At 43.1% G+C, this 24,582-nt stretch carries 22 protein-coding genes and 1 riboswitch; of the genes, 16 read left to right on the forward strand and 6 right to left on the reverse strand.

Going from position 1 to position 24,582, the window contains the following annotated elements; translation table 11 throughout:
- Positions 1 to 64: 64 nt before the first annotated feature.
- From kamA to BN6539_RS07100, 10 genes are all read left to right on the forward strand, one after another.
- Entirely contained in the window at positions 65 to 1,327 is a 1,263-nt protein-coding gene (kamA, locus tag BN6539_RS07055) for a lysine 2,3-aminomutase (RefSeq protein ID WP_067535747.1), read from the forward strand.
- Positions 1,328 to 1,496: 169 nt separating this feature from the next.
- The gene (kamB, locus tag BN6539_RS07060; RefSeq protein ID WP_067535749.1) at positions 1,497 to 2,513 is read left to right on the forward strand and encodes a lysine 5,6-aminomutase reactivase subunit KamB; all 1,017 of its coding nucleotides are present in this window, start codon (positions 1,497 to 1,499) and stop codon (positions 2,511 to 2,513) included.
- Positions 2,514 to 2,528: 15 nt separating this feature from the next.
- Complete coding sequence (kamC, locus tag BN6539_RS07065) at positions 2,529 to 4,172, forward strand: lysine 5,6-aminomutase reactivase ATPase KamC (protein WP_082907396.1); 1,644 nt, start codon at positions 2,529 to 2,531, stop codon at positions 4,170 to 4,172.
- Positions 4,173 to 4,186: 14 nt separating this feature from the next.
- On the forward strand, positions 4,187 to 5,743 hold the full coding sequence (kamD, locus tag BN6539_RS07070) for a lysine 5,6-aminomutase subunit alpha (protein WP_067535752.1): 1,557 nt from the start codon (positions 4,187 to 4,189) through the stop codon (positions 5,741 to 5,743).
- Complete coding sequence (gene kamE / locus BN6539_RS07075; protein WP_067535756.1) at positions 5,743 to 6,537, forward strand: lysine 5,6-aminomutase subunit beta; 795 nt, start codon at positions 5,743 to 5,745, stop codon at positions 6,535 to 6,537. The genes kamD and kamE overlap by 1 nt, the downstream gene beginning before the upstream one ends.
- 145 nt (positions 6,538 to 6,682) lie before the next feature.
- On the forward strand, positions 6,683 to 7,396 hold the full coding sequence (locus BN6539_RS07080; protein WP_067535758.1) for a CoA transferase subunit A: 714 nt from the start codon (positions 6,683 to 6,685) through the stop codon (positions 7,394 to 7,396).
- Entirely contained in the window at positions 7,384 to 8,040 is a 657-nt protein-coding gene (locus BN6539_RS07085) for a 3-oxoacid CoA-transferase subunit B (protein WP_067535761.1), read from the forward strand. Before BN6539_RS07080 ends, BN6539_RS07085 begins: the two co-directional genes overlap by 13 nt.
- A 132-nt stretch (positions 8,041 to 8,172) precedes the next feature.
- Positions 8,173 to 9,084, forward strand: coding sequence for a DMT family transporter (locus BN6539_RS07090; protein ID WP_067535763.1), 912 nt, complete (start codon positions 8,173 to 8,175; stop codon positions 9,082 to 9,084).
- 91 nt (positions 9,085 to 9,175) lie between these two features.
- Positions 9,176 to 10,081, forward strand: a complete 906-nt coding sequence (locus tag BN6539_RS07095) for a DMT family transporter (RefSeq protein ID WP_067535766.1) — start codon at positions 9,176 to 9,178, stop codon at positions 10,079 to 10,081.
- Positions 10,082 to 10,125: 44 nt separating this feature from the next.
- A complete protein-coding gene (locus BN6539_RS07100; RefSeq protein WP_118336519.1) occupies positions 10,126 to 10,380 on the forward strand; it encodes a TfoX/Sxy family DNA transformation protein in 255 nt (84 codons plus the stop codon).
- 13 nt (positions 10,381 to 10,393) lie between these two features.
- On the opposite strand, the gene BN6539_RS07105 is transcribed toward BN6539_RS07100, so the two are convergent.
- The gene (locus BN6539_RS07105; RefSeq protein ID WP_067535772.1) at positions 10,394 to 11,599 is read right to left on the reverse strand and encodes an alanyl-tRNA editing protein; all 1,206 of its coding nucleotides are present in this window, start codon (positions 11,597 to 11,599) and stop codon (positions 10,394 to 10,396) included.
- A 68-nt stretch (positions 11,600 to 11,667) separates the two neighbouring features.
- Here BN6539_RS07105 and BN6539_RS07110 point away from each other — a divergent pair, with 68 nt between their 5' ends.
- On the forward strand, positions 11,668 to 12,456 hold the full coding sequence (locus BN6539_RS07110; protein ID WP_067535775.1) for an N-acetylmuramoyl-L-alanine amidase: 789 nt from the start codon (positions 11,668 to 11,670) through the stop codon (positions 12,454 to 12,456).
- A gap of 241 nt (positions 12,457 to 12,697) precedes the next feature.
- Here BN6539_RS07110 and BN6539_RS07115 read toward each other — a convergent pair whose 3' ends face one another.
- A complete protein-coding gene (locus BN6539_RS07115) occupies positions 12,698 to 13,879 on the reverse strand; it encodes a hypothetical protein (RefSeq protein ID WP_067535779.1) in 1,182 nt (393 codons plus the stop codon).
- A gap of 110 nt (positions 13,880 to 13,989) precedes the next feature.
- Positions 13,990 to 14,106, forward strand: a riboswitch (SAM riboswitch).
- Between the two features lie 98 nt (positions 14,107 to 14,204).
- On the opposite strand from BN6539_RS07115, the gene metK reads away from it, so the two are divergent.
- Both metK and BN6539_RS22275 read left to right on the forward strand, forming a co-directional pair.
- Positions 14,205 to 15,386 (forward strand): methionine adenosyltransferase, encoded by a 1,182-nt coding sequence (gene metK / locus BN6539_RS07120; RefSeq protein ID WP_067535782.1) that lies wholly within the window; start codon positions 14,205 to 14,207, stop codon positions 15,384 to 15,386.
- Between the two features lie 110 nt (positions 15,387 to 15,496).
- Positions 15,497 to 16,060, forward strand: coding sequence for a PepSY domain-containing protein (locus tag BN6539_RS22275; RefSeq protein WP_067535785.1), 564 nt, complete (start codon positions 15,497 to 15,499; stop codon positions 16,058 to 16,060).
- Positions 16,061 to 16,148: 88 nt separating this feature from the next.
- On the opposite strand, the gene BN6539_RS07130 is transcribed toward BN6539_RS22275, so the two are convergent.
- Positions 16,149 to 16,544, reverse strand: a complete 396-nt coding sequence (locus BN6539_RS07130; RefSeq protein ID WP_207645084.1) for a hypothetical protein — start codon at positions 16,542 to 16,544, stop codon at positions 16,149 to 16,151.
- Between the two features lie 79 nt (positions 16,545 to 16,623).
- Entirely contained in the window at positions 16,624 to 16,872 is a 249-nt protein-coding gene (locus BN6539_RS07135; protein WP_067535791.1) for a hypothetical protein, read from the reverse strand.
- Between the two features lie 545 nt (positions 16,873 to 17,417).
- Between BN6539_RS07135 and BN6539_RS07140 the strand changes: the two genes are divergently transcribed.
- Positions 17,418 to 18,731: an aspartate kinase gene (locus BN6539_RS07140; RefSeq protein ID WP_067535795.1), complete on the forward strand. Its 1,314-nt coding sequence runs from the start codon at positions 17,418 to 17,420 to the stop codon at positions 18,729 to 18,731.
- A gap of 725 nt (positions 18,732 to 19,456) precedes the next feature.
- On the opposite strand, the gene BN6539_RS07145 is transcribed toward BN6539_RS07140, so the two are convergent.
- Positions 19,457 to 20,653 (reverse strand): alpha/beta fold hydrolase, encoded by a 1,197-nt coding sequence (locus tag BN6539_RS07145; protein ID WP_067535799.1) that lies wholly within the window; start codon positions 20,651 to 20,653, stop codon positions 19,457 to 19,459.
- A 113-nt stretch (positions 20,654 to 20,766) separates the two neighbouring features.
- Between BN6539_RS07145 and BN6539_RS07150 the strand changes: the two genes are divergently transcribed.
- Both BN6539_RS07150 and BN6539_RS07155 read left to right on the forward strand, forming a co-directional pair.
- Positions 20,767 to 21,354, forward strand: coding sequence for a TetR/AcrR family transcriptional regulator (locus BN6539_RS07150; protein ID WP_067535803.1), 588 nt, complete (start codon positions 20,767 to 20,769; stop codon positions 21,352 to 21,354).
- Between the two features lie 104 nt (positions 21,355 to 21,458).
- Positions 21,459 to 24,284 carry a transporter substrate-binding domain-containing protein gene (locus BN6539_RS07155; protein ID WP_147363179.1) on the forward strand — a complete coding sequence of 942 codons (2,826 nt, stop codon included), beginning with the start codon at positions 21,459 to 21,461 and terminating at the stop codon, positions 24,282 to 24,284.
- 88 nt (positions 24,285 to 24,372) lie between these two features.
- Here the strand turns inward: BN6539_RS07155 and BN6539_RS07160 are convergent, their stop codons facing one another.
- Entirely contained in the window at positions 24,373 to 24,579 is a 207-nt protein-coding gene (locus BN6539_RS07160; RefSeq protein ID WP_067535810.1) for a helix-turn-helix transcriptional regulator, read from the reverse strand.
- Between the last annotated feature and the right edge of the window lie 3 nt (positions 24,580 to 24,582).

Raw genomic sequence — 24,582 nt, forward strand, 5'->3', positions numbered from 1 at the left:
GCTGCTTGAATATCAAAAAATCAAAAAATAATCATACGAAAATCGTAAATTAAGGAGATTTATTATGGCAATTAGAAATTGGAAGGATATTCCTCTATTCAAAGATGTTACTGATGAACAGTGGAATGACTGGCATTGGCAGGTTTCCCACAGACTTTCAACCGTAGAAGACATCGCGCAGGTTGTAAATCTGACTGACCAGGAAAAAGCTGATATCGAAAAAGTAATCGGTGGATTCAGAGTTGGAATCACTCCTTACTATGCTTCCCTGATGGATCCAGATGATCCAAGATGTCCTGTAAGAATGCAGGCGGTTCCTACTTTACTTGAGATGCACAGATCAGAAGCTGACGATGCTGACCCTCTTCACGAGGACGCTGATTCTCCAGCTCCAGGACTGACGCACAGATATCCGGACAGAGTTTTATTCCTGATTACTGACCAGTGTTCCATGTATTGCCGTCACTGCACAAGAAGAAGACTTGCAGGTGAAACTGACGGAGCTAGATCAAGAGAAGATATCGATGCATGTATCGAATACATCAGAAAGACACCAGTTGTAAGAGACGTTCTTCTTTCAGGCGGAGACTGCTTATGCGTTGAAGACGATACATTAGAATACATCATCAGCGAACTGAGAAAAATCGACCACGTTGAAATCGTAAGATTAGGTTCAAGAACTCCAGTTGTTATGCCTATGAGAATCACTGACAACCTGGTTAACATGCTGAAGAAATATCACCCAATCTGGCTGAACACACACTTCAACCATCCAAAAGAAATGACTGCCGATTCAGCTGAAGCATTAAGAAAGTTAGCTGACGCTGGTATTCCTCTTGGAAACCAGTCCGTACTGCTCAGAGGTGTAAACGACTGTAAGCACATCATGAGAGACCTGGTACACGTTCTAGTTAAGAACAGAGTAAGACCTTACTACATCTACATCTGCGACTTGTCCGTTGGCATCGAGCACTTCAGAACAACTGTTGCAAAGGGCATCGAAATCATCGAAGGTCTGAGAGGTCATACTTCAGGTTACGCAGTACCGACATTCGTAGTTGACGCTCCTGGCGGCGGCGGAAAGACTCCGGTTATGCCACAGTACATTATCTCAGAAACGCCTGACAAGGTCATCCTGAGAAACTACGAAGGTGTTATCACTACATATACACAGCCTCGTCTGCCAGATCTGAAATGCACTTGCGATTACTGCACAGGCAAGAAGACATATAAGTATCAGGGTGTATCAGCACTTGGAGAAGGACTTCAGATTAAATCTATGGAGCCGGCTAACCTGCTGAGACACGAAAGAAATAAACACGAATAAAGCATACGCAATAGGGGGGCCTTCCGACAATCCACTTTCTGGTGGATTAGGTCTCCGGTCGTAAACGTCTGCGGAGCAAACTCCTGACGTTCTGACGGGGGACCTACCAACAATCCGCGACGCAGATTGGGTTAGGTCTCCCTATCATTATCAATTGAAGGATTTTATTATGGGTTTACTCTATGATTTATCAACAAAATATAAGACGCTGTCTATAGTGGGAATGGCGAAAAACGCAGGTAAGACAACGGCACTCAACTATCTGATTGAAGAAGCCGATGACGAAGGAATCAGACTGGGCATCACTTCTACGGGGAGAGATGGCGAAACCCAGGACCTTGTTACGGGAACGGAGAAGCCGAAAGTATTTCTCTACGAAGATACCATCGTATCTGTGCCGACGCAGCTGTACGACCTAGCAGATGCGGGGCTGGAAATCATCAAGAAGTCAGAGTACAGAACTTCGATCGGAGATCTGCTTCTCTGCAGAGTAGCAGACAGTGGATATGTACAAATCGCTGGTCCCGTTGCTACGGTTCACACCAAGAAGATGTGCCAGGAGATGTTTGATATGGGCTGCCAATTGATTTTGATTGACGGTGCAATCGACCGAAAGTCCATCGCCTCACCTGAAACGTCTGATGCTATCATTCTTTCCACAGGAGCGGTGCTGTCGCGGAACCTGAAAAAGGTAATCGAGGATACGGCGCACATTGTAGAACTTTACAGTCTTCCTGAGCTAGAAGCTTGCACAGCCCGGCAACTCATTACAGAACATATGGACGAAGATAAAATCATGGTCATCAAAAAGGACAGGGCAGATATTCTTGATCTGACTACTGGTCTGGGTTCCAGTCGGTTTATCGATGAAGCCATAGACGACGATACCGATTATGTATACATTCCGGGAGCGTTTACCAATAGCGTGATTGCAGATATCAATCCCGCCAAGCTGAAAAGGGTAAACTTTGTACTGAAAGATCCGACGAAGATTTTTATCAACCAGATGGACTTTGGACAGCTGCGGAAAAAGAAGTTTAAAGTCAGCGTCATGAAGAATATCGAGGTTGCGGCGGTAACGGTAAACCCAATAGCGCCAAGCGGATATTCCTTCGACCACCAGGTGCTGAGAGACGCGATGCAGAAAGCGCTGCCGGACATTCCGGTTATTGACGTCAGGATATAGACAGGAGGGGCGTTTATGAAACATGGAAGCAACAGACGACTTGCAAATGTTAAGACCAGATCAGAAACAGGCCTTGATTATGTGATGTCGCAGATCGATCTCAACACTCCTTTTGGCAGAACTATCCTGAAGGCCACGAAACCTTTTTTTCCGGGAGAGGAAGAGGAGCTGAGACATGAGCTGAACAAGGTGGAGGACATGATCTGCTTTGCCAGAGAAAATCAGAGATCAATTGAAATGCTTTCCGAGGCTTTCATGGAGATCAAAGATACGACATATACCATCGATCGAAGCGGCAGAAATACACTTTCCGTTGTGGAATTATACGAGATAAAGACACTGCTTCTGATGATGCGGAAGATTGAACAGATCTGCAGCCAGACTCATACAGCAGTGCCAGAGGAGTTTATTTTAGAACCGACGGAAACGCTTTTGGACGTACTCGACCCGAACAAAGACAGGCTCAATACCTTCTATATCTATGACGAGTTTTCCGAAAAGCTCAGAGAGCTGCGTAAAGAAAAACACAGTATTGAAATTACCATCAGAAAGCAGCAGAAGGCAAGAAAAGAAGAAATCAGAAAAGAATACGGTATCGTATTGACTCCTAAGTTTGACTGTGCGGTTTCAAAGACGGGAGGCGATCTTGAGAAATATAAGGCTGTTCCCGATCTGGAACAGGTCGATGAAGACTACATGACAGTCACTTTTCAGCTGAAGCCGGGAGAAGCCGTCTATCAACTGACGCAGAAGATGGAGGATTTGACTACGCAGATTGAGGAAGAAGAGGCTGTCATCAGACAGGAGCTTTCTCTGAGAATCGCGGAATTTGCAGAAGTGCTTAAATCCAATTGCCATAGAATAGGCTGTCTGGATGTAGCGGTAGGAAAAGCTCTTTACGCCATCAAACATGATTGCGTTAAACCGGAGATTATAGACGAGCATCGAGTCACCATTGAAGAAGGCAGACACCTAAAGGTTGAAGATGTACTGAAATCGAAAGGGCAGAACTACTGCCCGGTTAGCATTGCCTTGTCTGACGGCGTCACCTGTATTACGGGCGCTAACATGGGAGGAAAGACCATCTCCCTCAAACTTGCTGGGCTGGTTCCGATTTTGGCGCAGTATGGTTTTTTTGTTCCTTGCAGGAGCGCAAAAGTCGGACTTTCTAATTACATGCAGATACTCATAGGAGACAGTCAATCGGTGGAAAGAGGCCTTTCCAGCTTTGGAAGCGAAATGGAAGAACTGAAGGAAATTTTGGACCACAGCGAAGACCGTTCCCTGCTTCTCGTAGACGAGATTGCCAGCGGAACGAATCCAGTAGAGGGTCTCGCTTTGACCAGAAGTCTGGTGGATTATCTGAAAGAAAAACCGTATATTACCCTCATCACTACGCATTTTGAAGCGGTCACTGAAGCTGATGGAGTTAAAAATATGCAGGTCAGAGGGCTGTCAGACGTCGATTTCAGAAAGCTGGACAGCGAACTTCGTTACGCCAATAGGAAAGAGCGGATTAATATCATATCAAAGTATATGGATTACAGACTATATACCATAGAACAACAAGGGCAAATACCAAAAGATGCTCTGAACATCGCCAAGATGTTAGGGATCAATAAAGAGATTATTGATGGGGCACAAAAATACATTAAGTAAGGAGAGAGAAAAGGATGAAAAGCAAATTAAACCTTGACCCGAAAGTAGTGGACAGTGCTCGTTCTCATGCTGCCAACATTGCACATGACATGCAGGCGTTTATTGACAGACACACCACTGTCAGCACAGAGAGAACGATTCTAAGACTTTTAGGGATTGACGGCGTGGACGACGTTGAAAATCCACTTCCAAATGTTGTAGTTGACCAGATTAAAGAAGTGGGAGGACTTCCAAGAGGAGTAGCTTACTGGATTGGCAACGCAATGGTACAGACCGGAAAGACACCACAGGAAATCGCAGAAGAAATGGCGGCAGGTAAGTTGGATGTTACAAAGCTTCCTACCTGCTCCGCAGAAGAAGCAGAGGCAGCGATCATGCCTATGGTTCATGAATCCTTGAAGAAAATTAAGGCGCAGACCGCGAAGAGAAACGAACTGCTCGATAGATTAGGAGAGGGCGCACAGCCTTATCTTTATGTTATCGTAGCTACCGGTAATATTTACGAGGACGTCGTGCAGGCACAGGCTGCTGCCAGACAGGGCGCCGACATTATCGCGGTTATCAGAACGACAGCGCAGTCACTGCTGGACTATGTACCTTACGGTCCTACGACCGAGGGATTTGGCGGTACTTATGCAACCCAGGAGAACTTCAAAATCATGAGAAAAGCCCTGGACGAAGTTGGCGAAGAAGTGGGCAGATACATCAGATTATGTAACTACTCATCCGGCATGTGCATGCCTGAAATCGCAGCTATGGGAGCCTTGGAAAGACTGGATGTTCTGCTGAACGACGCCATTTACGGCATTCTCTTCAGAGACATCAATATGCAGAGAACCCTGGTAGACCAGTACATGAGCCGTGTCATCATCGGTTACTGCGGAATCATCTTTAACTCTGGAGAAGACAATTATCTGACGACAGATGACGCTTATGAATCAGCCCATACTGTAACTGCATCTCAGTTCATCAACGAACAGTTTGCCGTTTTGGCCAACATCAAAGAAGAGCAGATGGGTCTTGGACACGCATTCGAGATGGATCCAAATACAGAAAACGGATTTTTATACGAATTGTCACAGGCTATCATGGCCAGAGAAATTTTCCCTAAAGCCAGCTTAAAATACATGCCGCCTACAAAGTTCATGACAGGAAATATTTTCAAGGGTCAGATTCAGGATGCGCTGTTTAATCTGGTATCCATCTGGTCAGGTCAGTCACTGCAGCTATTAGGTATGATGACTGAGGCTATTCACACTCCACATATGCATGATAGATATCTTTCTATAGAAAACGCACAGTACATCTTTAACAACTGTAAGGATTTGGGTTCAGAAGTTGAATTCAAAAAGGATGGTATCATTCAGCAGAGAGCACAGCTCGTTCTCTCGAAGGCTGACGACCTTCTTGCAAAAGTAGAAAAAGAAGGGCTGTTCTCAACGATCGAAAAGGGTATATTCGGCGGAGTAAAGAGACCAAAAGACGGCGGCCACGGTCTTGCTGGCGTTTGTGCTAAGGATGATATGTACTTCAATCCGTTTATCCCACTCATGCTTGGAGGTGAAGAATAATGACAACAGAATGCAAAGCAACTAGCAACGTAGATTTAACTAAGGTTAAGCCTTATGGTGATACCTTAAACGACGGAATGACAGAAATGTCTTTTACTCTTCCAGTACCTTACAGCGAAGAGGCAGAAGAAGCTGCAAAGCAGCTGGTGAAAAAAATCGGCTTTGACGAGCCAAATGTAACTTACTATAAAGAACTTTGCCCGGGTTTCACTTTCTTCGTAGTATACGGAAAGATGCAGGCGACGGTAGACTTTACGGCCATTAAAGTTCCAAAGGTAGAAGGAACGACTTTAGATCGTGTAGAATGCGGTGACTGGATTGGCGAACACATCGGCAGAGATATCGTAGTCGTTGGCGCATCCATCGAATCTGACGCGCATACGGTAGGTATCGACGCAATCATCCAGATGAAGGGTTTCCACGGACACTTCGGTCTGGAAAGATTCAAAAATGTAGTGCCTTACAACATGGGTTCGCAGGTTCCTTGTGAACAGTTAATTGCAAAGGCAAAGGAGGTTAACGCCGATGCGATTTTGGTATCACAGACTGTTACACAGAAGGACATTCACATCAAACAGCTGACAAAGATGGTGGAGCTGATGGAAGCAGAAGGACTTCGTGACAAAATAATCTTAACTTGCGGCGGACCGAGAATCTCTCACGAGCTGGCACAGGAATTGGGTTATGACGCTGGTTTTGGTCCTGGAAAATATGCAGAGCACGTCATGTCCTATATCATGCAGGAAGTCGAAAAGAGAGGCTGGCAGGATAAGGCAAACATCGCAGATCGTTAATCAGCTTACGATCCATTGGCAATGCTTACCAAAGGGTAACTTCTTGCGGGAGGTTCCCCTTTGGTGTATGATAATAAATAGATAACGATTCTAAGAACGGCGCTCGGGCGCTGCGGATAGAAAGAAAGAAAGGTGATTTTAAGCAATGATTAACAAAATCAAGACTGCTGACGAAGCAGTTTCCGGCATCAAAGACGGTATGACAATCATGGTCGGCGGATTCCTCGGAACAGGAACTCCAGAATGCCTGATCGATGCACTGGTAAAAAAGGGCGTAAAGCATTTGACTGTAATCGGTAACGATGGAGGCCTTCCCGTCGGTACATATGGGGCAAAGACTGCCAGAGGCATCGGTAAGCTGCTGGAAGCAGGCATGGTAGACCATATCATCGCTTCCCACGTAGGCATGAATCCGCTGATCGGTGACGGCATGGTAGCCGGAACCCTCAAGTGCACACTGGTTCCGCAGGGAACCCTGGCTGAGAAGATCAGAGCAGCAAACTACGGACTGGGCGGCGTTCTGACACCGACCGGCGTCGGCACACCGATGGAAGAAGAGCTGGACGAACTGGACAGACCGAAGAAGGTTCTCGAAATCGAAGGTAAAAAATATCTTCTGGAAATGCCGCTCCGAGCTGACTACGCACTGTGCAGAGCGTCTATCTGTGACAAGTTTGGCAACTTCAGATGTGATAAAGCGACAAAGAACTTCAACTATGTGATGGCTGGCGCTGCTGACCACGTAATCCTGGCGAGCGAAAAGGTCGTAGAGATCGGCGAAGCAGATCCAGATACATTTGTAGTTGCAGGTGTTGTTGTAGATACGATCGTGGAAGGAGAACCAAAATGGCAGATTTAAAACAGAGAATTGCGAAAAGATGCGCAAAAGAATTTAAAGACGGAGATTTCGTAAACCTGGGTATCGGTCTTCCTACGATGGTTGCAAACTACATTCCGGATGATATCGTCGTCACACTGCACTCCGAAAACGGATTCGCAGGACTTGCTGAGGCGGCTGAACCAGGAAAAGAAGATGTAGACATCATCAACTCCGGCGGAGCTTATGTAACAGCTGTAGACAGAGTCAACTACTTTGACACAGCTACCAGCTTCGGTCTTGTAAGAGGCGGACACGTTGCGGCAACGGTTCTGGGCGCTATGGAAGTTGCAGAGAACGGGGACCTGGCTAACTGGATCGTTCCAGGCAAGAAGGTTGCCGGCATGGGCGGCGCTATGGACCTGGTAGTTGGTGCCAGGGAGTGCATCATCGTCATGCTGCACACACAGAAAGGTGCGCACAAAATCCTAAAGAAGTGTACGCTTCCGCTGACAGCACCTGCATGTGTGAACAAGATCATCACGGAGATGGGCGTCATGGAAGTGACACCGGAAGGCCTGGTTGTAACAGAATTACATCCGGATTATTCGAAAGAAGACATTCAGGCGGCTACAGGATGTGAGCTGACATTCAGCCCAGACTTAAAGCCGATGGAAGAAGAATAAACGAAACGTTTTTAGACTGCTCTCGAGAGCAGTCTTTTTTCTTGGACAGATTATCATATTTCACTCGTAATCTGCTTCGCTTTTAGGTATAATGTAAAAGTAAATTTTATTGATATATATGAAAGAGGCATTATGGAAAAGGATAGAAAGTTACATCAGACAAAAGGTTATATCATGATTGCGGTTGCAGGAATCCTCTGGGGTACCATCGGGCTCTTTGTCAGTCTGCTAAAGAATTTAGGCGCTGAATCAGAACTGATTGTTGTCATCCGCATTGGAACGGCGACAATTCTCTTAATCCCGCTGATGCTGGCCAGCGGAGGCCCGTCGTTGTTTAAGGCGGATAAACAGACCATCATCGCCTGTATCGCCATGGGTATATTTAGTCAGGCACTCTTCAATTATTCCTATAGTGAATCTATTAATAACGTCGGAGTTGCGACAGGGGCGGTATTATTATATACGTCGCCGATCTTTGTTTCTGTCATGTCCAGAGTCGTATTCAAAGAGCATGTAGGGAAAATCAAGATTCTGGCGCTTTTTATCAACATCATCGGCTGCACCTTGACCGTAACGGGCGGTAATTTTACTTCAGTTAAGTTCTCCGTCTATGGGGTCGCTATGGGTGTTCTGGCAGGATTTCTCTATGGGCTGATGACGATTATCAGTACGCCTGTTACGGAGAAAAATCACCCTCTGACCATCGTTTTTTATCAGTTTCTCTTTGGAACGATTACCATGGCGCTGATTTCCCATCCGTTTGCAGGTGTTTCCCAGCTAATATCTCTCAAATTTGTGCTGGCAGCCATCGGCTACGGTCTGATTCCCACAGTAGGGTCCTATTTTTTCTATATGCACGGTTTATCACACGGTCTCGAGACATCAAAGGTGCCTGTAGTTGCATCGGTAGAAACCGTTGTGGCAGCCGTCATCGGTATCTTCGTCTTCAGCGAATCCATGAGTTTCTTGAAACTGTTTGGCATCGTATTAGTGTTGGCCTCCATCGCCATTATGAACATGGTGAAGCCGAAGAAAAAATTTTGAATTTTGCATAATTTCTTCTCGTAATTTTATCCATTTTTATGTATAATAGTGGAATAGCAAAAAATTCACCGTACATAATGAAAGAGGCAATATGAAACAGAAAATCAAGATGAGACCAGACCAGAGAAAAGGCTATTTTATGGTACTGATTGCAGGGTGTCTATGGGGAACCAACGGGTTCTTTGTCAGTATCCTTGGCGACTTAGGCGTACAGTCTTCCACTGTGGCCTTTTTAAGGCTTGCAGTTGCGGCGATATTACTCGCTCTTATTATGCTGGTCATGGGCGGAAAGAAACTCTTCAAGATTGACAAATATGGTCTGCTCGCCTGCCTTGCACTGGGTATTTTCAGCCAGGCATTGTTCAACTATTCCTATAATGAGGCCATCGATCATATCGGTGTAGCCATGGCTTGTATCCTGGCCTATACGTCACCGATCTTTGTCTGTATCATGTCGAGGCTCTTTTTTAAAGAAAAAATCGGACCCGTAAAGATCATTGCTCTTGCGGTCAATATTATAGGCTGTATTTTGACGGTTACCGGTGGAAATTTTACGTCAATCAAATTTTCGGTGTATGGCGCTGGTGCGGCAGTTTTGGCAGGGTTTCTCTTTGCTTTGATGACGATTATCAGTACGACGACGACAAGCTACCATCCTTTGACCATACTCTTCTACAGCTTTGTCTTCGGCGCGGTAACCCTGGGCGTCATCGCCAGGCCGTGGAATGCCATCGTTCAGGCGGCAAGTCTGCCGTTGCTGCTTGCTGTCCTTGGTTACTGTCTGATCGCTACGGTAGGGTCTTACTTCATCTATCTGAGGGGACTGTCAAAGAAGCTTGAAACTTCAAAGGTGCCAGTCGTTACCTCGGTGGAAACCGTGGTTGCCACCTGCATTGGAATTTTTGTGTTCAGCGAAGCCATCGGATTAGTTAAATTGATAGGTATCGGACTGGTTTTGGCATCTATCGTTATCATGAATATGGCTAGGCCGAAATAATAGGGACTGCAGTGATAGCAATGTCTGAAAAAGGATGTGACAGAGTGACAGAATTATCATCGATGAAAAATATCGGAAAGGAAATTGAAAAAAAACTCCAAGCTATTGGAATCCGTTCAGGAGAAGAACTGCTGCAAATTGGCAGCAAGGAAGCCTTCCTACAGATGAAAATGCGTTTCCCAAATGTCTGTTTGGTACATTTATATACACTTCAAGGGGCGATTGACGATATTGAATATCATCAACTGCCCGATGAAGTCAAACGAGATCTGAAACATTTCAGTGATGAGCTGAAATAGGCAGAAAGAATCGTCATCTTAGGTGTTTTTCAATTAAATCAATAAACGTATCCACATATTCCGCCTTTGAGAAAATCGCTCGGGCGGAATTTTTATTGCCGCCGCCTTTCCCTCCGTAGATGTCGGCATTCTCTTTGACCAGTTTATTACAGTCATACTGATCTGAGAAAAGCAGTACCGTATTAGAGGGTTGGTGGACTAGAAAAGCGATGGTAGGGATCAAGCCTTTCAACTCCTTGCCGATATCAAGTATATCGTTAATTGCCAATTTATCGTACTTTTTGACGAAGGCAGGCGTAAGAGAGGCTTTGATGTCGCTGATTTCCCGCATAATCACTGATTTTTTCAGGTGATATAATTCGTTACGGCTCTCTTTTGCTTTCTCCTGCTGCGCCTCATACTTAGAGAGCAGGTCGCCGAATCCGGCGGAAAGCTTATTTTCCAAGGTGGTGAGGACGTCAAATCGAGCCTGGTATTGAGTAAATGCCCGCTGACCGGCTTCAAAGTAGATGCGGAACATGCCTTTATTGCTTTCGACTTTATAAATTTTCAGCATTCCCACCTGGCCAGAGGTGCTGGGATGGGTGCCGCAGCAGGCCACACAATCAGCGGGGTTTGAGGTAGCGCCGACGCAGACGATGGTGATATCTTCGTCAAAAGCCAGAGCCTTCCGAAGGGGCAGATTCTCTGCATCCTCTCTCTTGTCAAAATGTCTCGTAATGACAGGAAGATTGCTCCAAATTGCCTGATTTGTGCGAAGTTCGGCCTCTTTTGCCATTTCCCAGGAAATCTTGTCAAATTCCGGCTTTTCCTCCAGACTGATGTCGATAGTCATATATTCTTCCCCCATGTGGAAGCCTCGATTGACGCCGCCATAGAGCTCGAAAAAGATACCAGAAAGGATATGTTCGCCGCAGTGACGCTGCATGTTATCAAAACGATGAGCCCAATCTATTGCTACTTCAACTTCATCGCCTATTGACAATCCATGGTTTAATTGGTCTGTCACATGAAAAATCTCGTCGTCTGACTCATAGACATCGACGATAGGAAGATTGTCAATGGTTCCGACATCACAGCTCTGACCGCCGCCTGTAGGGAAAAAAATGGTCTGATTCAATGTGATTTGGCATTTACCATCCTTTTCTGTTAAACCGGTTACTTTTGCCCGGCATTCTCTCAAATAGACGTCTTCTTGAAATCGTCTGATTGTATTCATAATAAAGCTCCTTCGTGGTTGTCGTATAATGGTTCTTGATAACAACAGTATAACATATATTAATGTGAATGAAAAAGAGTAAAGAAGGGGAAAGTGATTTGAAAATAAAGAAATTTGTCTTAGCATTTTTAATAATCCTCTGCATCTGCGCTATGCCGGGATATAGACAGGCGCTTCAGATTGCTGCAAAATTATCGGTGCCGATGACTTTGGTCATCGATCCTGGTCACGGCGGACCTGACAGCGGTGCAGTCGCCTCTGACGGTACCGTAGAAAAAAACATCAACTTGGCCATTTCGCTTGCCTTAAAACAAGAAGCAGAGAAATACGGGATCAAGGTTGTACTTACCAGAGACAGCGATGCGGGACTCTACGGAGAAGATAATACCAGCGGCCGCTGGCTGAAGCTGGGTGATCTGAAAGAACGGAAAAGAATCATCGACGAAGCCGCTCCCGATCTGATGATCAGCATTCATCTCAATAGTTTTCAGCAGGATTCAAAGGTCAAAGGCGCGCAGGTTTTTTATCCAAAGAATGGAACGGAAGAGGTAAGCGAGGAAAACAAGAGCATGGCGGAGAAGATTCAGAAGTCTTTGACGGCAGGAATCGACGATGGAACGGATCGAATCGTCCTACCCAAAAGCGATATTTACCTGTTTAAAAACGTTGACAGTAATATGGTTCTCGTAGAGTGTGGATTCCTGTCAAATCCTGAGGACCTGGCAAACTTGAAATCCGAGGCTTTTCAACAAAAACTGGCAAAATGTATCATGGATGCCATTGCCGATCAGTATTCGTTAAAAATTCAAAAAAGTCAAACGAATAAAGTAATAGCGAGTCGAACAAACAACTCATAATTATCCATTCAAAAATTGTGGATAACTATCTATTGACAAAAGAGAGCGTTCCTATTTAGCGTTGGAATTTTAATGGATACAGACGATAAAGTTTTCCACATTACAATGTGCACAAAATTGTATACGATTTGAGTTTTCCATGTGGAAAAGTCGTCCAACGGCTTAAAATAAGGGGTTTATCCACTGTTGAAAACTGTTTGCCTAAATGCGAACACTGGTTAACATAAAACCGGAGAATAAATTATTCTCCGGTTTTTATTGCGTCTACAAAGAGTTCAAAATCTTCAAATCCGCTCTGAATAAATTCGTATAGAACAGGTTCTTGAAATTCATATTTTGCAGTCGGTATTAATTTTCTTCCAAAAGAGGAAGTTCCTAAATCAATTTCCAGTTGGCGGATTTCTTCCAGCGAGTAGGAGGCGGAAATCAGCTGTCCCGAATCAGAAACAAAATACATGCCGAGGACGTCTTCGTTCAGGCGGTATTCTTTTTTTGCCACATGTTTATTGTTCGGATGAAAGATCATATAGAGGATACCGGTGTCATGTTTTGTAACCATAGCACCAGGCGTCAGCTTCGTAGAAGTGGCTGTAAATGTCGACGCATCGGCCAGCATTTTGTAGACCGATACAAACTCCGAGCGAGACAACATCATTGCAGCTTCGGCGGAAGAGACTCTGAAAGCAGAGATGCGTTCATAATTACAGATACGCATCTGCGAAAGCTCCACATGGGTTACGATTACGTAATAACTGTCGTCAAATTCGACGAGAGATTCGTTGATATAAGAATTAGGCGCATTCCCTTTGTCTATGGTATTTTTGCAGAAGGTCCCCGCCCTAAAGTCAGAGAAAAGCTCCAGATCAAAGTCCTGTGTCGTTAAATAAGCAGCGGCTCCAAAATCTTTTCCAAAACATCTCATCAGAAAATAATTGATTAGTTCATAAGGAGAATCAATTTGGACGCATTGTTTGCACATCAAAATAAAAAGTTCCGGCTCTGTCATGTGAATATCTTCTTCCAGCAGGAACTCATATTCTGCAAATCCTTCAGGCATAGGAATATTTTCCTTGCGGTTGAGACGCACGTATTCCTGCAGAATAAACTGTGCCTCTCTGAGGGTCAGATCAATTTTTTCTCCCCCCAGCCCACCGATCAGGGAACTTTCAATTTCAGATACCCGCCCATCGTCTGGACCAAGTACGCTGTCATAGGTTTCAAAACCATACTCCTCCGCATCAAAATAGAAAAATTGATGTAAGTCAAAAAGGGCTTTGTTGTCCGGCAGTTTAAAGTGGATGTACATACCCAGTACGCCCATTAATCTGGTGTTTGTCACGTATGCTGATACGAAAGTTTTTCTGCTTGTGTTGGCGCTGTCTAACAGACCGCCACGTATTACCTTAAAATTGTCTTTGTTCAAAATCACACCTCAATATAAGAATTACTACATAAGAGTATATCCTATTTTTACAAAATTACAATATGCCATTGACAAAGATTTTTAACAGAGTATAATTTAGAAGATGACGATCCTTATCAAGAGCGGCTGAGGGAATAGGCCCGAAGATGCCCAGCAACCTAGGTGTCAGTTTACTGACAGAAAAGGTGCTAAATCCTACAGAATTATCTTATTCTGAAAGATGAGGAATGATACCGATAATATCATGCCTTTTCTTTCAAGACGAGAGAAAAGGCTTTTTTCTTGCTAGGGATGTGCAGACAAATAAAAAGGGAGGAAAACTTCAATGAAAAAATTATTCACATCTGAGTCCGTAACAGAAGGACATCCAGATAAAATGTGCGACCAGATTTCGGACGCAATCTTAGATGCAATCATGGAAAAAGATCCATACGGCAGGGTAGCCTGTGAAACGACGGCGACTACCGGTTACGCTATGGTAATGGGAGAAATCAGTACAAACTGTTACATAGACATACCGAAGATTGTCAGGAGTGTGATCAAAGATATCGGCTATGACAGAGCCAAGTACGGTTTTGATGGAAGCACCTGTGCAGTATTGACTGCCATTGATGAACAATCCGGCGATATCGCCATGGGCGTTGATAAAGCCCTTGAATATAAGGAAGGCACTTTGGACGATCAGATCGATACCATTGGCGCCGGGGATCAGGGAATTATGTTTGGTTATGCCTGCGATGAGACCCCGGAATACATGCCGATGCCTATCGCCTTGGCACATAAGCTGGCGCTTCAGCTGACAAAGGTTAGGAATGAGGGCAATCTCAACTATCTAAGACCTGATGGAAAGACGCAGGTCACCGTGGAATACGATGGAAATCAGGTTAAAAGAGTCGACACTGTCCTCGTTTCCACACAGCATGACCCAGAAGCAACACAGGAACAGATCAGGGCAGATATGATAGAACACGTCATCAAACCGATTATTCCTGCTGAACTGCTAGACGACGAGACAAAGTATTTTGTAAACCCAACCGGCAGATTTGTCATCGGCGGACCCCATGGAGATTCCGGTCTGACTGGACGTAAGATCATCGTAGACACCTACGGCGGATATGCACGTCACGGCGGCGGCGCTTTCTCCGGAAAAGATCCAACAAAGGTAGACCGCTCCGCTACCTATGCAGCCAGACATGCTGCTAAGAATGTGGTTGCTGCGGGTCTTGCTGCAAAGTGCGAGATTCAGTTGGCCTATGCCATCGGCGTAGCAAAACCGGTTTCCATCATGGTTGACACTTTTGGCACTGGAAAACTGTCTGATGAGGAAATCGCAGAAATTATCAGCAGGCATTTTGACCTGCGGCCTGCGGCCATCATCAGAGACCTGGATCTCCGCAGACCTCTTTACAGACAGACTGCTGCTTACGGACACTTCGGCAGAACAGACGTCGATCTTCCATGGGAGCATCTGGACAAAGTAGAGGAACTAAAAACCTATCTGAAATAAACTTACCTGAGAAAATGAAAAAGATTTTTCTTTTTCATTTTCTTTTCATTTTTCTCCTTTATATTAAAGCCATAAACAAAACACACACGATATTCAAAGGAGGATATAGAATGAAAGCGATAAAAAACAGATTAGGAAAAGTATTGATCGTTACTACGATCGCCGTATCTCTGCTGGCAACATCTTTTGCTTTTGCAGATACAAAACCTGTGCCTAAGGTGACAGAGGGGACTACGGTATCAGCGAAAGCTTCATCGGTGATCTCATGGAGCAAGGCGAAACGGATCTTCTTAAATGAGTTTCCATCTCTGAGCGGCGTGAAGTATCTGCGTCTTACCAAAGATGATGGCGTGAGAGTATACAAGGGCAAGGCCGTAAAAGGCAGCTATGTGTATTCGATCGAGATCGACGCTTATACAGGTGAAGTCAGAGACAGCGAACGCGACTATGAGGGTTCCAGATATTCTGCATCCAGAGCAGGGGCAGTGAGCAAGAGCACCATCATATCAAAAATCAAAAGAAGAGTACCAGGAGCGACGATCATCTATGTGAAACTGGACAGAGATGACGGCAGATATGTCTATGAGGCAGAAGCGTACAAGAATGGGTACGAATATGATTTTGAATTTACCAAACGTGGTACATTGATTGAATCTGAAAGAGATAGAGTCTAAAAGTAATCAGCGATTCAACAATTTGAAATAGAGAGAAATCTGGCGCAAAAGAGCCGGAGGACAGAAATCCTCCGGCTCTTTGAGTGGATTAAGATATACTAGCTTCGAATTCTTCGATTGTTTCGGCTTTCACAGCCAGTTTGAGCCATCTTTTCAAAGTTTCCGGATATGCTGCGTTAAAACTGTCCTTTTGGATGAATCGGCTGTAGTCATGGAGTGTCGGGGATCTTTTCAGTATTTCTTTGTCTTTATTGTAATCGACATCCAGTGTTTTGACGACAATTTCTGCAGAGTTTTCTGGCAGGGCAGTGATGTAGCTGTCAGACAGACGGATAACAGATTTATCGGGCAGAGCAGGAGTTCCGTTGAATAAAACGCAGAATTCAGGAACGATGAGCTTTTGCTGTTTCGTACTGAAAAAGTTTACAACGCGATACATTCTTTCAAAGGTTTTGGCGGTATAACCCAACATTCGATAAGGCATATTCAGACAAATTGTAGATTGCCTTTTCGCCCCAGCTTTAGCTGGTCAGGCGAAACGGACAGCGAAAGGAACAACGCGACTAGAGGAGTGAGCGAAGCGAACGTTTATGTTCGATTAGCACTACAAATTTATCGCCGATACGAAAGGTCTGGTCTTTGACGGCGTCTACAAAAATTCCGTTTTCCAAGGTTTCGATAAATATCGGGTTGTCTTCTCCGTATACTGTGTCCTCTGGAACATTATAAAGTTCTCTTAATTTATCCTCATCATTGAACAGAGCACGAAATACGCTGTCTTTATCATTACGTTTGAGTTTTTCTTTTATCAATGTTCCTGCCTCCTTTCTAAAAATTATAACGTTTAAAATAATTACTGTAAATAAATGTTGAAAAAATTTATTGCTTCCGTATCTTTGGACAAATAGTCCAATTGTTCCTTAGCTTTTTTGTGACTCGTCAACAAAAATCGTTGCAAGACATGCTTCTGTGTAATATAATGATTCTAAATGATTGTAACGATTAAAACGGCGTTGCCGCAAGGTAAGAATCATTGAAACACGACTTTTGATTGTAACTTCAAAGGAAACGTCGCGTTATAATGATTCTAAATGATTGTAATGGTTAAAACGGCGTTGCCGCAAGGTAAGAATCATTGAAACACGACTTTTGATTGTAACTTCAAAGGAAACGTCGCGTTATAATGATTCTAAATGATTGTAACAGCTACGCTGCAAGGTAAGAATCATTGAAACACGACTTTTGATTGTAACTTTAAAGGAATCGTCGCGTTATAATGGTTCTAAATGATTGTAACGATTAAAACGGCGTTGCCGCGAAAATAAATGATATTGCGAAATAAGGAGGAAATTTCTGCATGGGAATTAAAGTAGCAAAGTTTGGCGGCTCATCAGTCGCTGACGGAATTCAGTTGACAAAGACGAAACAGATCATCGAAGCCGATCCTGAAAGAAGGTACATAGTGGTATCTGCACCGGGGAAAAGGTTTGACGGAGATAATAAGATTACAGATCTTCTGTATCTGTGTAAGACCCATATGGAACACAATCTGCCTTATGACCAGGTTTTTCAGGTAGTGACAGACAGATTCATGGCTGTGGAACTGAACCTGGGTGTTGAAGTGGACTTGCAAGAGAATTTTGATAGAATAAAAGAAAACTTGAAAAAAGGGTGTTCTGCCGACTATATTGCCAGTCGTGGAGAATACCTGAATGCTGTGCTGATTGCAGCGTTTCTCGGTTATGATTTTGTTGATACAGAAGGTTTGATCAAGTTTGACAACAAGGGCAGACTGTTGCTGGAAGAGACGGACGAAGCGCTCCGCGACGAGCTTTCAAAACACGAACGGGCAGTTCTTCCGGGATTTTATGGTACTAATGAAGAGGACGGAAAGGTGAGAACCTTCTCACGAGGCGGATCAGATATTACAGGTTCGCTGGTCGCCAGAGCAGTGGGAGCAGATGTCTATGAGAACTGGACAGACGTTTCCGGATTTCTGATGGCAGATCCGAGGATCGTCAAGAATGCGAGACCGATTCATAAGATTTCCTATAAGGAACTGAGAGAGCTTTCTTACATGGGTGCATCGGTACTTCACGAGGACGCTATCTATCCAGCAAGAATCGCGAACATTCCAATTAATATCAGAAATACGAACCTTCCGGAAGATCCGGGAACCATTATCACCGCAGAGCACGATGAGACCAGCACCAATGTCGTTACCGGCATTGCGGGAAGCAAGGACTTCCTGGTCATCGCAATCTACAAGAACATGATGAGTTCTGAGCGCGGTTTTGTGAGAAGGATTCTCGCGATTCTGGAAGATTTTGATATCAACTTTGAACATCTGCCAAGCGGAATTGACACGGTTTCCGTCGTCATCTCCAGGAAGAGCGTGGATGGCAGGATGGATGAACTGCTGGAAGCCTTTGAAAAGCAGCTCAGTCCTGACAACATGGAAGTCTTCGAGGACATTGCACTCATCGCCACTGTAGGATGCGGCATGAGCAGGAGAAGCGGCGTATCGGCGACGCTGTTCACGGCCCTTGCGGATGCGGATATCAACATCAGAATGATTGACCAGGGATCCAGCGAAATGAACATCATTGTCGGCGTGGAGAACAAGGATTTCGAGAAAGCAATCAAAGCGATCTATCAGGCATTTGAATAGAGAATTAAGGGGGACTGATAACTCTAAGGAGGTATCAGTCCTTTTTATTGGGAAATTCGGTATGAGAATTGCCCTTCTATATAACAGCAGGGACGATCAAGAGTCTGACGGGGAAAACTGCGAAATGGAATAAGAAGACAAAGACGATTTCTGTCAGTGATACAGTAAAAAATGGTCATAAAATCACATATCTTATAAAAGTTAAATAAAATTTAAAATAGAAATGCCGATGATTGCTTAAATACTAAGCTTATAAGTAATAACATAGGTTTTGAGAGTTTAGTTTAACACTTACCAAAGAGCTTTGATATGACGCAATGATTAAAAAGACATATTAAATATAAAGAGCGTAGATTATATGTAATTCACTTATTAGTGATAATTAACCTACGCTTTTTTTCATTGAATTTATAACCGACACCCCAGACGGTCAGTAAATATTGCCCATTGTCTGGCAAAAGAGGAAATACAACAGGTCAAATTCTTTTGCTGTCAGATTTCGTTTTCACTTTTATCGCTGATAAAGGTTCTTGAAAAGGGGCGATCTGAAATCCATTTACTTACTGCTTAATGAAAGTTGGAGAACTAGAGAGCCTAGAAGATCACTATTCAACTGTTTGTTGAAAGATAGTATCCTCGTTATCTGAAAATTTAACAATCGCATTTTCCCATAAACTCAACCACCTGCAGCCATATTCATAACACCTTCAAAGAATTAAAATCAGTTAAGAATACTTTTGTTTTGAAGTAAATATTAATTCCTTGATAAATCTATCGCTTTCATTTATCCAAGGGCTATGACCAGAATTTTCAAACCATACAATTTCTTTATGAGGCGCTTCTAAAACATTCAAATAATCTTCTACTAAGGGAGTAGGTGCATTGATATCATGCCTGCCAAGAAAAAAATAAATCGGTACATTGATTTTTGAATAATCTGTGCGTAAATCAATATCATATAATTGCGGATATACATGATTAAATGTAGTGACAATACCTCGTAAATAATTAATTTTATCAATTATACTATATTCAGATGAAAATATATCACGAAAGGTATTATAGCCCCTATTTTGAATTTTGGGATTGCTACTCATATATGAAGATAAATAGTTTAAATATTCAGCACTTTTCCATGTAACATCAGAACCATAATATGGAGGACGACCGTTTTCTTTTAGTTTTTTAATTTTATCTTTATCACCTTTTTCTGTGGCAATTTCAATCGCCTTGTCATAGTCTAAGTTTTCTGTTTCTATAAAATCAACCATTTGTCCTGTTCCAATTATGGCATGATAATAGTCTGGTGATTTTGACGCAAGAAATATTGCAAGCGTACTTCCCCAAGATTCGCCTACAAGATATATCTTTTCTTGCTTAAATTGGTTACGAAGGTACTCTGTTAAAGCTAATCCATCTTCAATATAGGTATTCACAGTCAAGTTTTCGTTTCCGACAGAATATGATTTACCAGAACCGGGCTGGTCCCATACTACGACTACAAAATGCTTCTCCAATTCTGAAAGTTCATGCCTAACTGCCGCCATTTGCGAACCACCTGGACCACCTGCCAAAAAAAGAAGAACTGGATTTTTTTTGTTTTGTCCACGAATACTGATCCACTCGCTTCTGGTGTTTAAATCAACACTTTCTAATTTAGCGATACTATTTTCCATTACTTTTCCATTTTCATCTTTGATTTTGGGTGTACTTACTGTGATTTGACTATATAGCATAAGACCTCCCATTAATATAATTGTAACGATCAATAGAATAGAGTTCCTTTTCAATCGTACTTGATTTTTTGAAGATGAAACTTTTTTTCGCTTCTTTAATGACCAACTAATTCCCAAAATAATCTCTGCCACCATGAGGACAAACATACTGATTAACAACACTATAAAGATTATTACTTCTACCATTTTTACGCTCCTTTGATATTTTTGACCGATGTTCAACATTATCATAACACAAACTTGACCGCTGTTCAAGTACATTAAGTTATGCTATAATGATTACAAAAGGTGGTGATTTTATGGAAAAGAAGGACTTAATATTAGATTCTATGCTGGAATTACTAGCGGAAAAAAAGGGAGAAAGCTGTTCTGTCAGTGAAATAGCAAAAAAAGCGGGAATAGCAAAGGGAGGAATGTACTATTATTTCAAGTCTAAAGAAGAAGTTTTTGACGCTTTAGTAGAACGGACTTATCAAAATATCATTGATGATTGTCAAAATATTGCCTCGTCTAGTGGAGAAAATGCTATTGAAAAATTAAAACACTTATATATTCATTACCGAAGTTCTATCATATCTTCTGATTTAGATGCATATCTCCATAAACCACAGAATGCTGGTATACACCAAAAATCTTTGGCTAAAATTCTAACCAGTCTTTCACCAATCGTTGCACAGATTATAGAGCAAGGGAATGAAGAAAAAGTATTTCATTGTACTTATCCACTGGAATTAAGTGAAACGATTATTTCTGTTTTTTGCTTTCTTTTAGACCCAGGTATTTTTAACTGGACACCAAAACAAATAGAGAGAAAGCTAACTGTTATCGTTTCTATGTTTGAATGTGAGTTGGGTGTTACTAAAGGTTGTATTGATTTTTTTATTTAATTAAAAATTGGATTCTGCCAGAAATAGGGCAGAGCCCTTTTTCGTTTGTAAAAGGAGGTGTATCGTGTTAGAATAAAGTGAATAAATGAAGTGTGGTGTTCGTAATGAATCAATTTTTAAGAATGAGAAGACTAATCGCTATTTCAGTAGTATTAGTTGTTTTTTGCGTGTCTTTCGTATACTGCGTTTACCCAGTCTTTGCGGAGGAGGGGCCTAAACAAAAGGTAATCAAAGTGGGCTGTGTAGATATCGAACAATTTCTTATGATGGACAAAAATGGCAACGTTCACGGATATGGAGAAGAATATCTTTCTGCAATCAGCAAATATACAGGCTGGCAATACGAGTACGTTGAAGGAAGCTGGAAACAATGCTTGAAGTGGCTGGAGCAAGGCAAGATTGACCTGCTGTTTCCTGCAGAATATACCGAGGAGCGGTCGGAATCATTTTTGTTCAGCGATACACAGTGCTGCATCGATTTTGTCGCATTGCTGACAAGGCAAGATAATCAGAACTTATATTATGGTGATTTTGACAATTACGACGGTATTAAAGTCGGAATGATTACCGAAAGCCATCTGAATAAGATATTTAAAGAAACGGCGAAGGCGAAGGGATTTTCCTATGAGCCTGTTTATTTTGAACGCATGGTCGATTTGCAGGCAGCGCTGAAAAATAAAAAAATCGATGCCATCGTCAACGGCAATCTGTCTATCCAAGAGGGACAGAAACTGCTGCTTCGCACCAAATCTGTTCCGGCCTATTTCATAACTTCAAAGGAAAATCAGAATTTGATGGAGCAGCTGAATCACGCTTTAGAGAAAATGGATATAGAAAATCCGTATTATGTTTCTAATCTGACGGAAAAATATTATGGAGATTTTTCCAAGCATGCCAAAGGCTTGACAAGGGAAGAGGCGGAGTTTGCCTCGGCCAGTGAGCCGATCAAAGTTGCTGTCGCGCCGGACACCTATCCTTACCAATGGTACGATAAGGAAGAAAAGAAGTATAAGGGCGTCGACCTGGATGTACTGAACAGTGTTGCAGAAAATACAGGCCTAGAATTTGAATATGTAGAGACCAGCGATCGGCAGGAGTCCTGGACATTTTTAAAAGAGGGAAAAGTCGATATGATTGCCGGTATCTACAGTGATAATACATTGGAGCGCAAGTATCGATTAACTTTATCTGACAGCTATGCTGACAAGATGAATACAGCAGTGACGCGGCAGGGAAACGTCGTCTATCCGACGGATAAACTAAAAGTGGTTATTCCTGAATCTTTTAAAGGATTGAGATCTTTTATAGAAAACAACTATCCTGAGTGGACCATTGTGACGGCAGTCAATGAGGAAGCTTGCCTGAGTATGGTGAGGGGCGGGAAGGCAGATATCACCTTTATCGATTCTTTGAAGATTCACTCAGATGTCAATTACCAATCAGCAAACGGCGTGGACCTAGTGTCTTCTATTACGATAAGTGTCCCGATCTATATAGGCATCTCCGATGGACAGTCACCTCTTTTGAGGTCTTTAATTGACAAAGGCATTTCGATGATGAACGCGGGCGATGTGGAGGATTATAAAATTTTTAACTCCATCAAACGGAACCAGTATTCACTGTCAGCATTGATTAGGACCAATCCCTTTACGGCATTAGCAGTCTCCCTTGCTTTGATGACGCTGATTTTCTTAGCAATTTTCTTGACGTATAAGAATCGTCAGAGGGCGGCCTACGCCAAACTCTTAGAATCTAACAACCGTCAGCTTCATGAAGCAAATAATGCGAAATCAGAATTTCTCCAGCGAGTCAGCCACGATATGCGTACGCCGATGAATGGTATCATGGGCTTGACCACATTGACTCTGGAGAAAGACGATGTCAAGGGGGAAATCAGGGAAAACCTTGAGCAAATCAATAACTCCAGCGTGTATCTGCTGAACTTGATTAACGATACATTAGACATGAGCAGAATCGAAGAGAAGAAAATGAGTCTGCAGACAGAACCGCTGCTGCTGCAATCTGTAATTGATGCAGTGGACAGTCAGATTAGGATTATGGCCAAGTCAAAGAAGCTGGATTTTATCTGCTGCACTGAAATGGCGAATGAAGTTCTATACGGAGATAAGATTCGCATTAAACAGATTTTGATCAATCTGTTGTCCAACGCTGTAAAATTTACACCGGCAGGCGGTAAAGTGGAATTGTCTGTAAAAGGCTGCAGGCGCAGTGAAACGGAGCTAGAAGCAGAGTTTCTCGTAACAGATACGGGTATCGGTATCAGTGAAGCGTTTCTGTCAAAGATATTTGACCCTTTTGAACAGGAATACGGCAATATTGTTGACAAGATAGGCGGCACAGGCCTGGGCATGTCCATCGTCAAGAACTTAGTTGACATGATGGACGGCACGATTGACATCAAAAGCGAGAAGGGCAGGGGAACCAGAATTTCCGTAACGCTCCCATTTCGAATTGCAGAACAGACAGTTTCAGAGACTGTGCCACCTTCTCATAACAGAGAGGCTGATTTTAATCAGTTAAAAGATAAAAGAATTTTGCTGTGTGAAGACCATAAAATTAACCGTGAGATCGCGTGTAAGATTTTGGAGAATGTGGGCTGCAGAGTTGACACTGCCGCCGATGGAAAACTTTGTCTCGAGAGGTTTGCAGGTTCAGAAGAATTTTTCTATGACTGCATCTTGATGGATATCAGAATGCCTGTCATGGATGGCCTGACCGCTGCGAGGGAAATCAGAAGACTCCATCGCAGTGATGCGAAGAAGGTGACGATCATCGCCATGACGGCCAACGCCTTTGACGAGGATGTAAAGAAGTCGCTGGATGCAGGGATGAACGCGCATATCAGCAAACCCATTGACAGAGAGATGTTATACAAGGCGATTTTAAAAGATTATTACAGCGGAGAATAAAAGTCCTTTCTGTAATGAAAAAGAGGCTGCCGCATGAACGAAATATGACCGTTCATGCGGCAGTTTTCTGCATGTAGAAACTTCTTTATTAAAAGTAAAATAACTCTTCGAATTTTTTATCCAAGGCAATACAGAGCACCAACGCTAACTTAGCTGTAGGATTAAACTGACCCGTTTCGATGGAACTGATCGTATTTCGCGATACACCTATCATTTCGGCAAGCTGGTTTTGTGATAACCGTTTTTCTGCCCGCGCTTCTTTTAAGCGATTCTTCAGTATTAATCTATCGTCCATAAG

The organism is Emergencia timonensis, from assembly GCF_900086585.1.
Taxonomy (GTDB): domain Bacteria; phylum Bacillota; class Clostridia; order Peptostreptococcales; family Anaerovoracaceae; genus Senimuribacter; species Senimuribacter timonensis.

Coding starts and splice junctions, on each gene's coding strand:
- BN6539_RS07155 (WP_147363179.1), top strand. CDS start 21,459: ATGAATCAATTTTTAAGAATGAGAAGACTAATCGCTATTTCAGTAGTA.
- BN6539_RS07090 (WP_067535763.1), top strand. CDS start 8,173: ATGGAAAAGGATAGAAAGTTACATCAGACAAAAGGTTATATCATGATT.
- BN6539_RS07150 (WP_067535803.1), top strand. CDS start 20,767: ATGGAAAAGAAGGACTTAATATTAGATTCTATGCTGGAATTACTAGCG.
- BN6539_RS22275 (WP_067535785.1), top strand. CDS start 15,497: ATGAAAGCGATAAAAAACAGATTAGGAAAAGTATTGATCGTTACTACG.
- BN6539_RS07130 (WP_207645084.1), bottom strand. CDS start 16,544: ATGCCTTATCGAATGTTGGGTTATACCGCCAAAACCTTTGAAAGAATG.
- metK (WP_067535782.1), top strand. CDS start 14,205: ATGAAAAAATTATTCACATCTGAGTCCGTAACAGAAGGACATCCAGAT.
- BN6539_RS07105 (WP_067535772.1), bottom strand. CDS start 11,599: ATGAATACAATCAGACGATTTCAAGAAGACGTCTATTTGAGAGAATGC.
- BN6539_RS07110 (WP_067535775.1), top strand. CDS start 11,668: ATGAAAAAGAGTAAAGAAGGGGAAAGTGATTTGAAAATAAAGAAATTT.
- kamE (WP_067535756.1), top strand. CDS start 5,743: ATGACAACAGAATGCAAAGCAACTAGCAACGTAGATTTAACTAAGGTT.
- BN6539_RS07085 (WP_067535761.1), top strand. CDS start 7,384: ATGGCAGATTTAAAACAGAGAATTGCGAAAAGATGCGCAAAAGAATTT.
- kamB (WP_067535749.1), top strand. CDS start 1,497: ATGGGTTTACTCTATGATTTATCAACAAAATATAAGACGCTGTCTATA.
- BN6539_RS07160 (WP_067535810.1), bottom strand. CDS start 24,579: ATGGACGATAGATTAATACTGAAGAATCGCTTAAAAGAAGCGCGGGCA.
- BN6539_RS07095 (WP_067535766.1), top strand. CDS start 9,176: ATGAAACAGAAAATCAAGATGAGACCAGACCAGAGAAAAGGCTATTTT.
- kamC (WP_082907396.1), top strand. CDS start 2,529: ATGAAACATGGAAGCAACAGACGACTTGCAAATGTTAAGACCAGATCA.
- kamA (WP_067535747.1), top strand. CDS start 65: ATGGCAATTAGAAATTGGAAGGATATTCCTCTATTCAAAGATGTTACT.
- BN6539_RS07080 (WP_067535758.1), top strand. CDS start 6,683: ATGATTAACAAAATCAAGACTGCTGACGAAGCAGTTTCCGGCATCAAA.
- BN6539_RS07145 (WP_067535799.1), bottom strand. CDS start 20,653: ATGGTAGAAGTAATAATCTTTATAGTGTTGTTAATCAGTATGTTTGTC.
- BN6539_RS07140 (WP_067535795.1), top strand. CDS start 17,418: ATGGGAATTAAAGTAGCAAAGTTTGGCGGCTCATCAGTCGCTGACGGA.
- kamD (WP_067535752.1), top strand. CDS start 4,187: ATGAAAAGCAAATTAAACCTTGACCCGAAAGTAGTGGACAGTGCTCGT.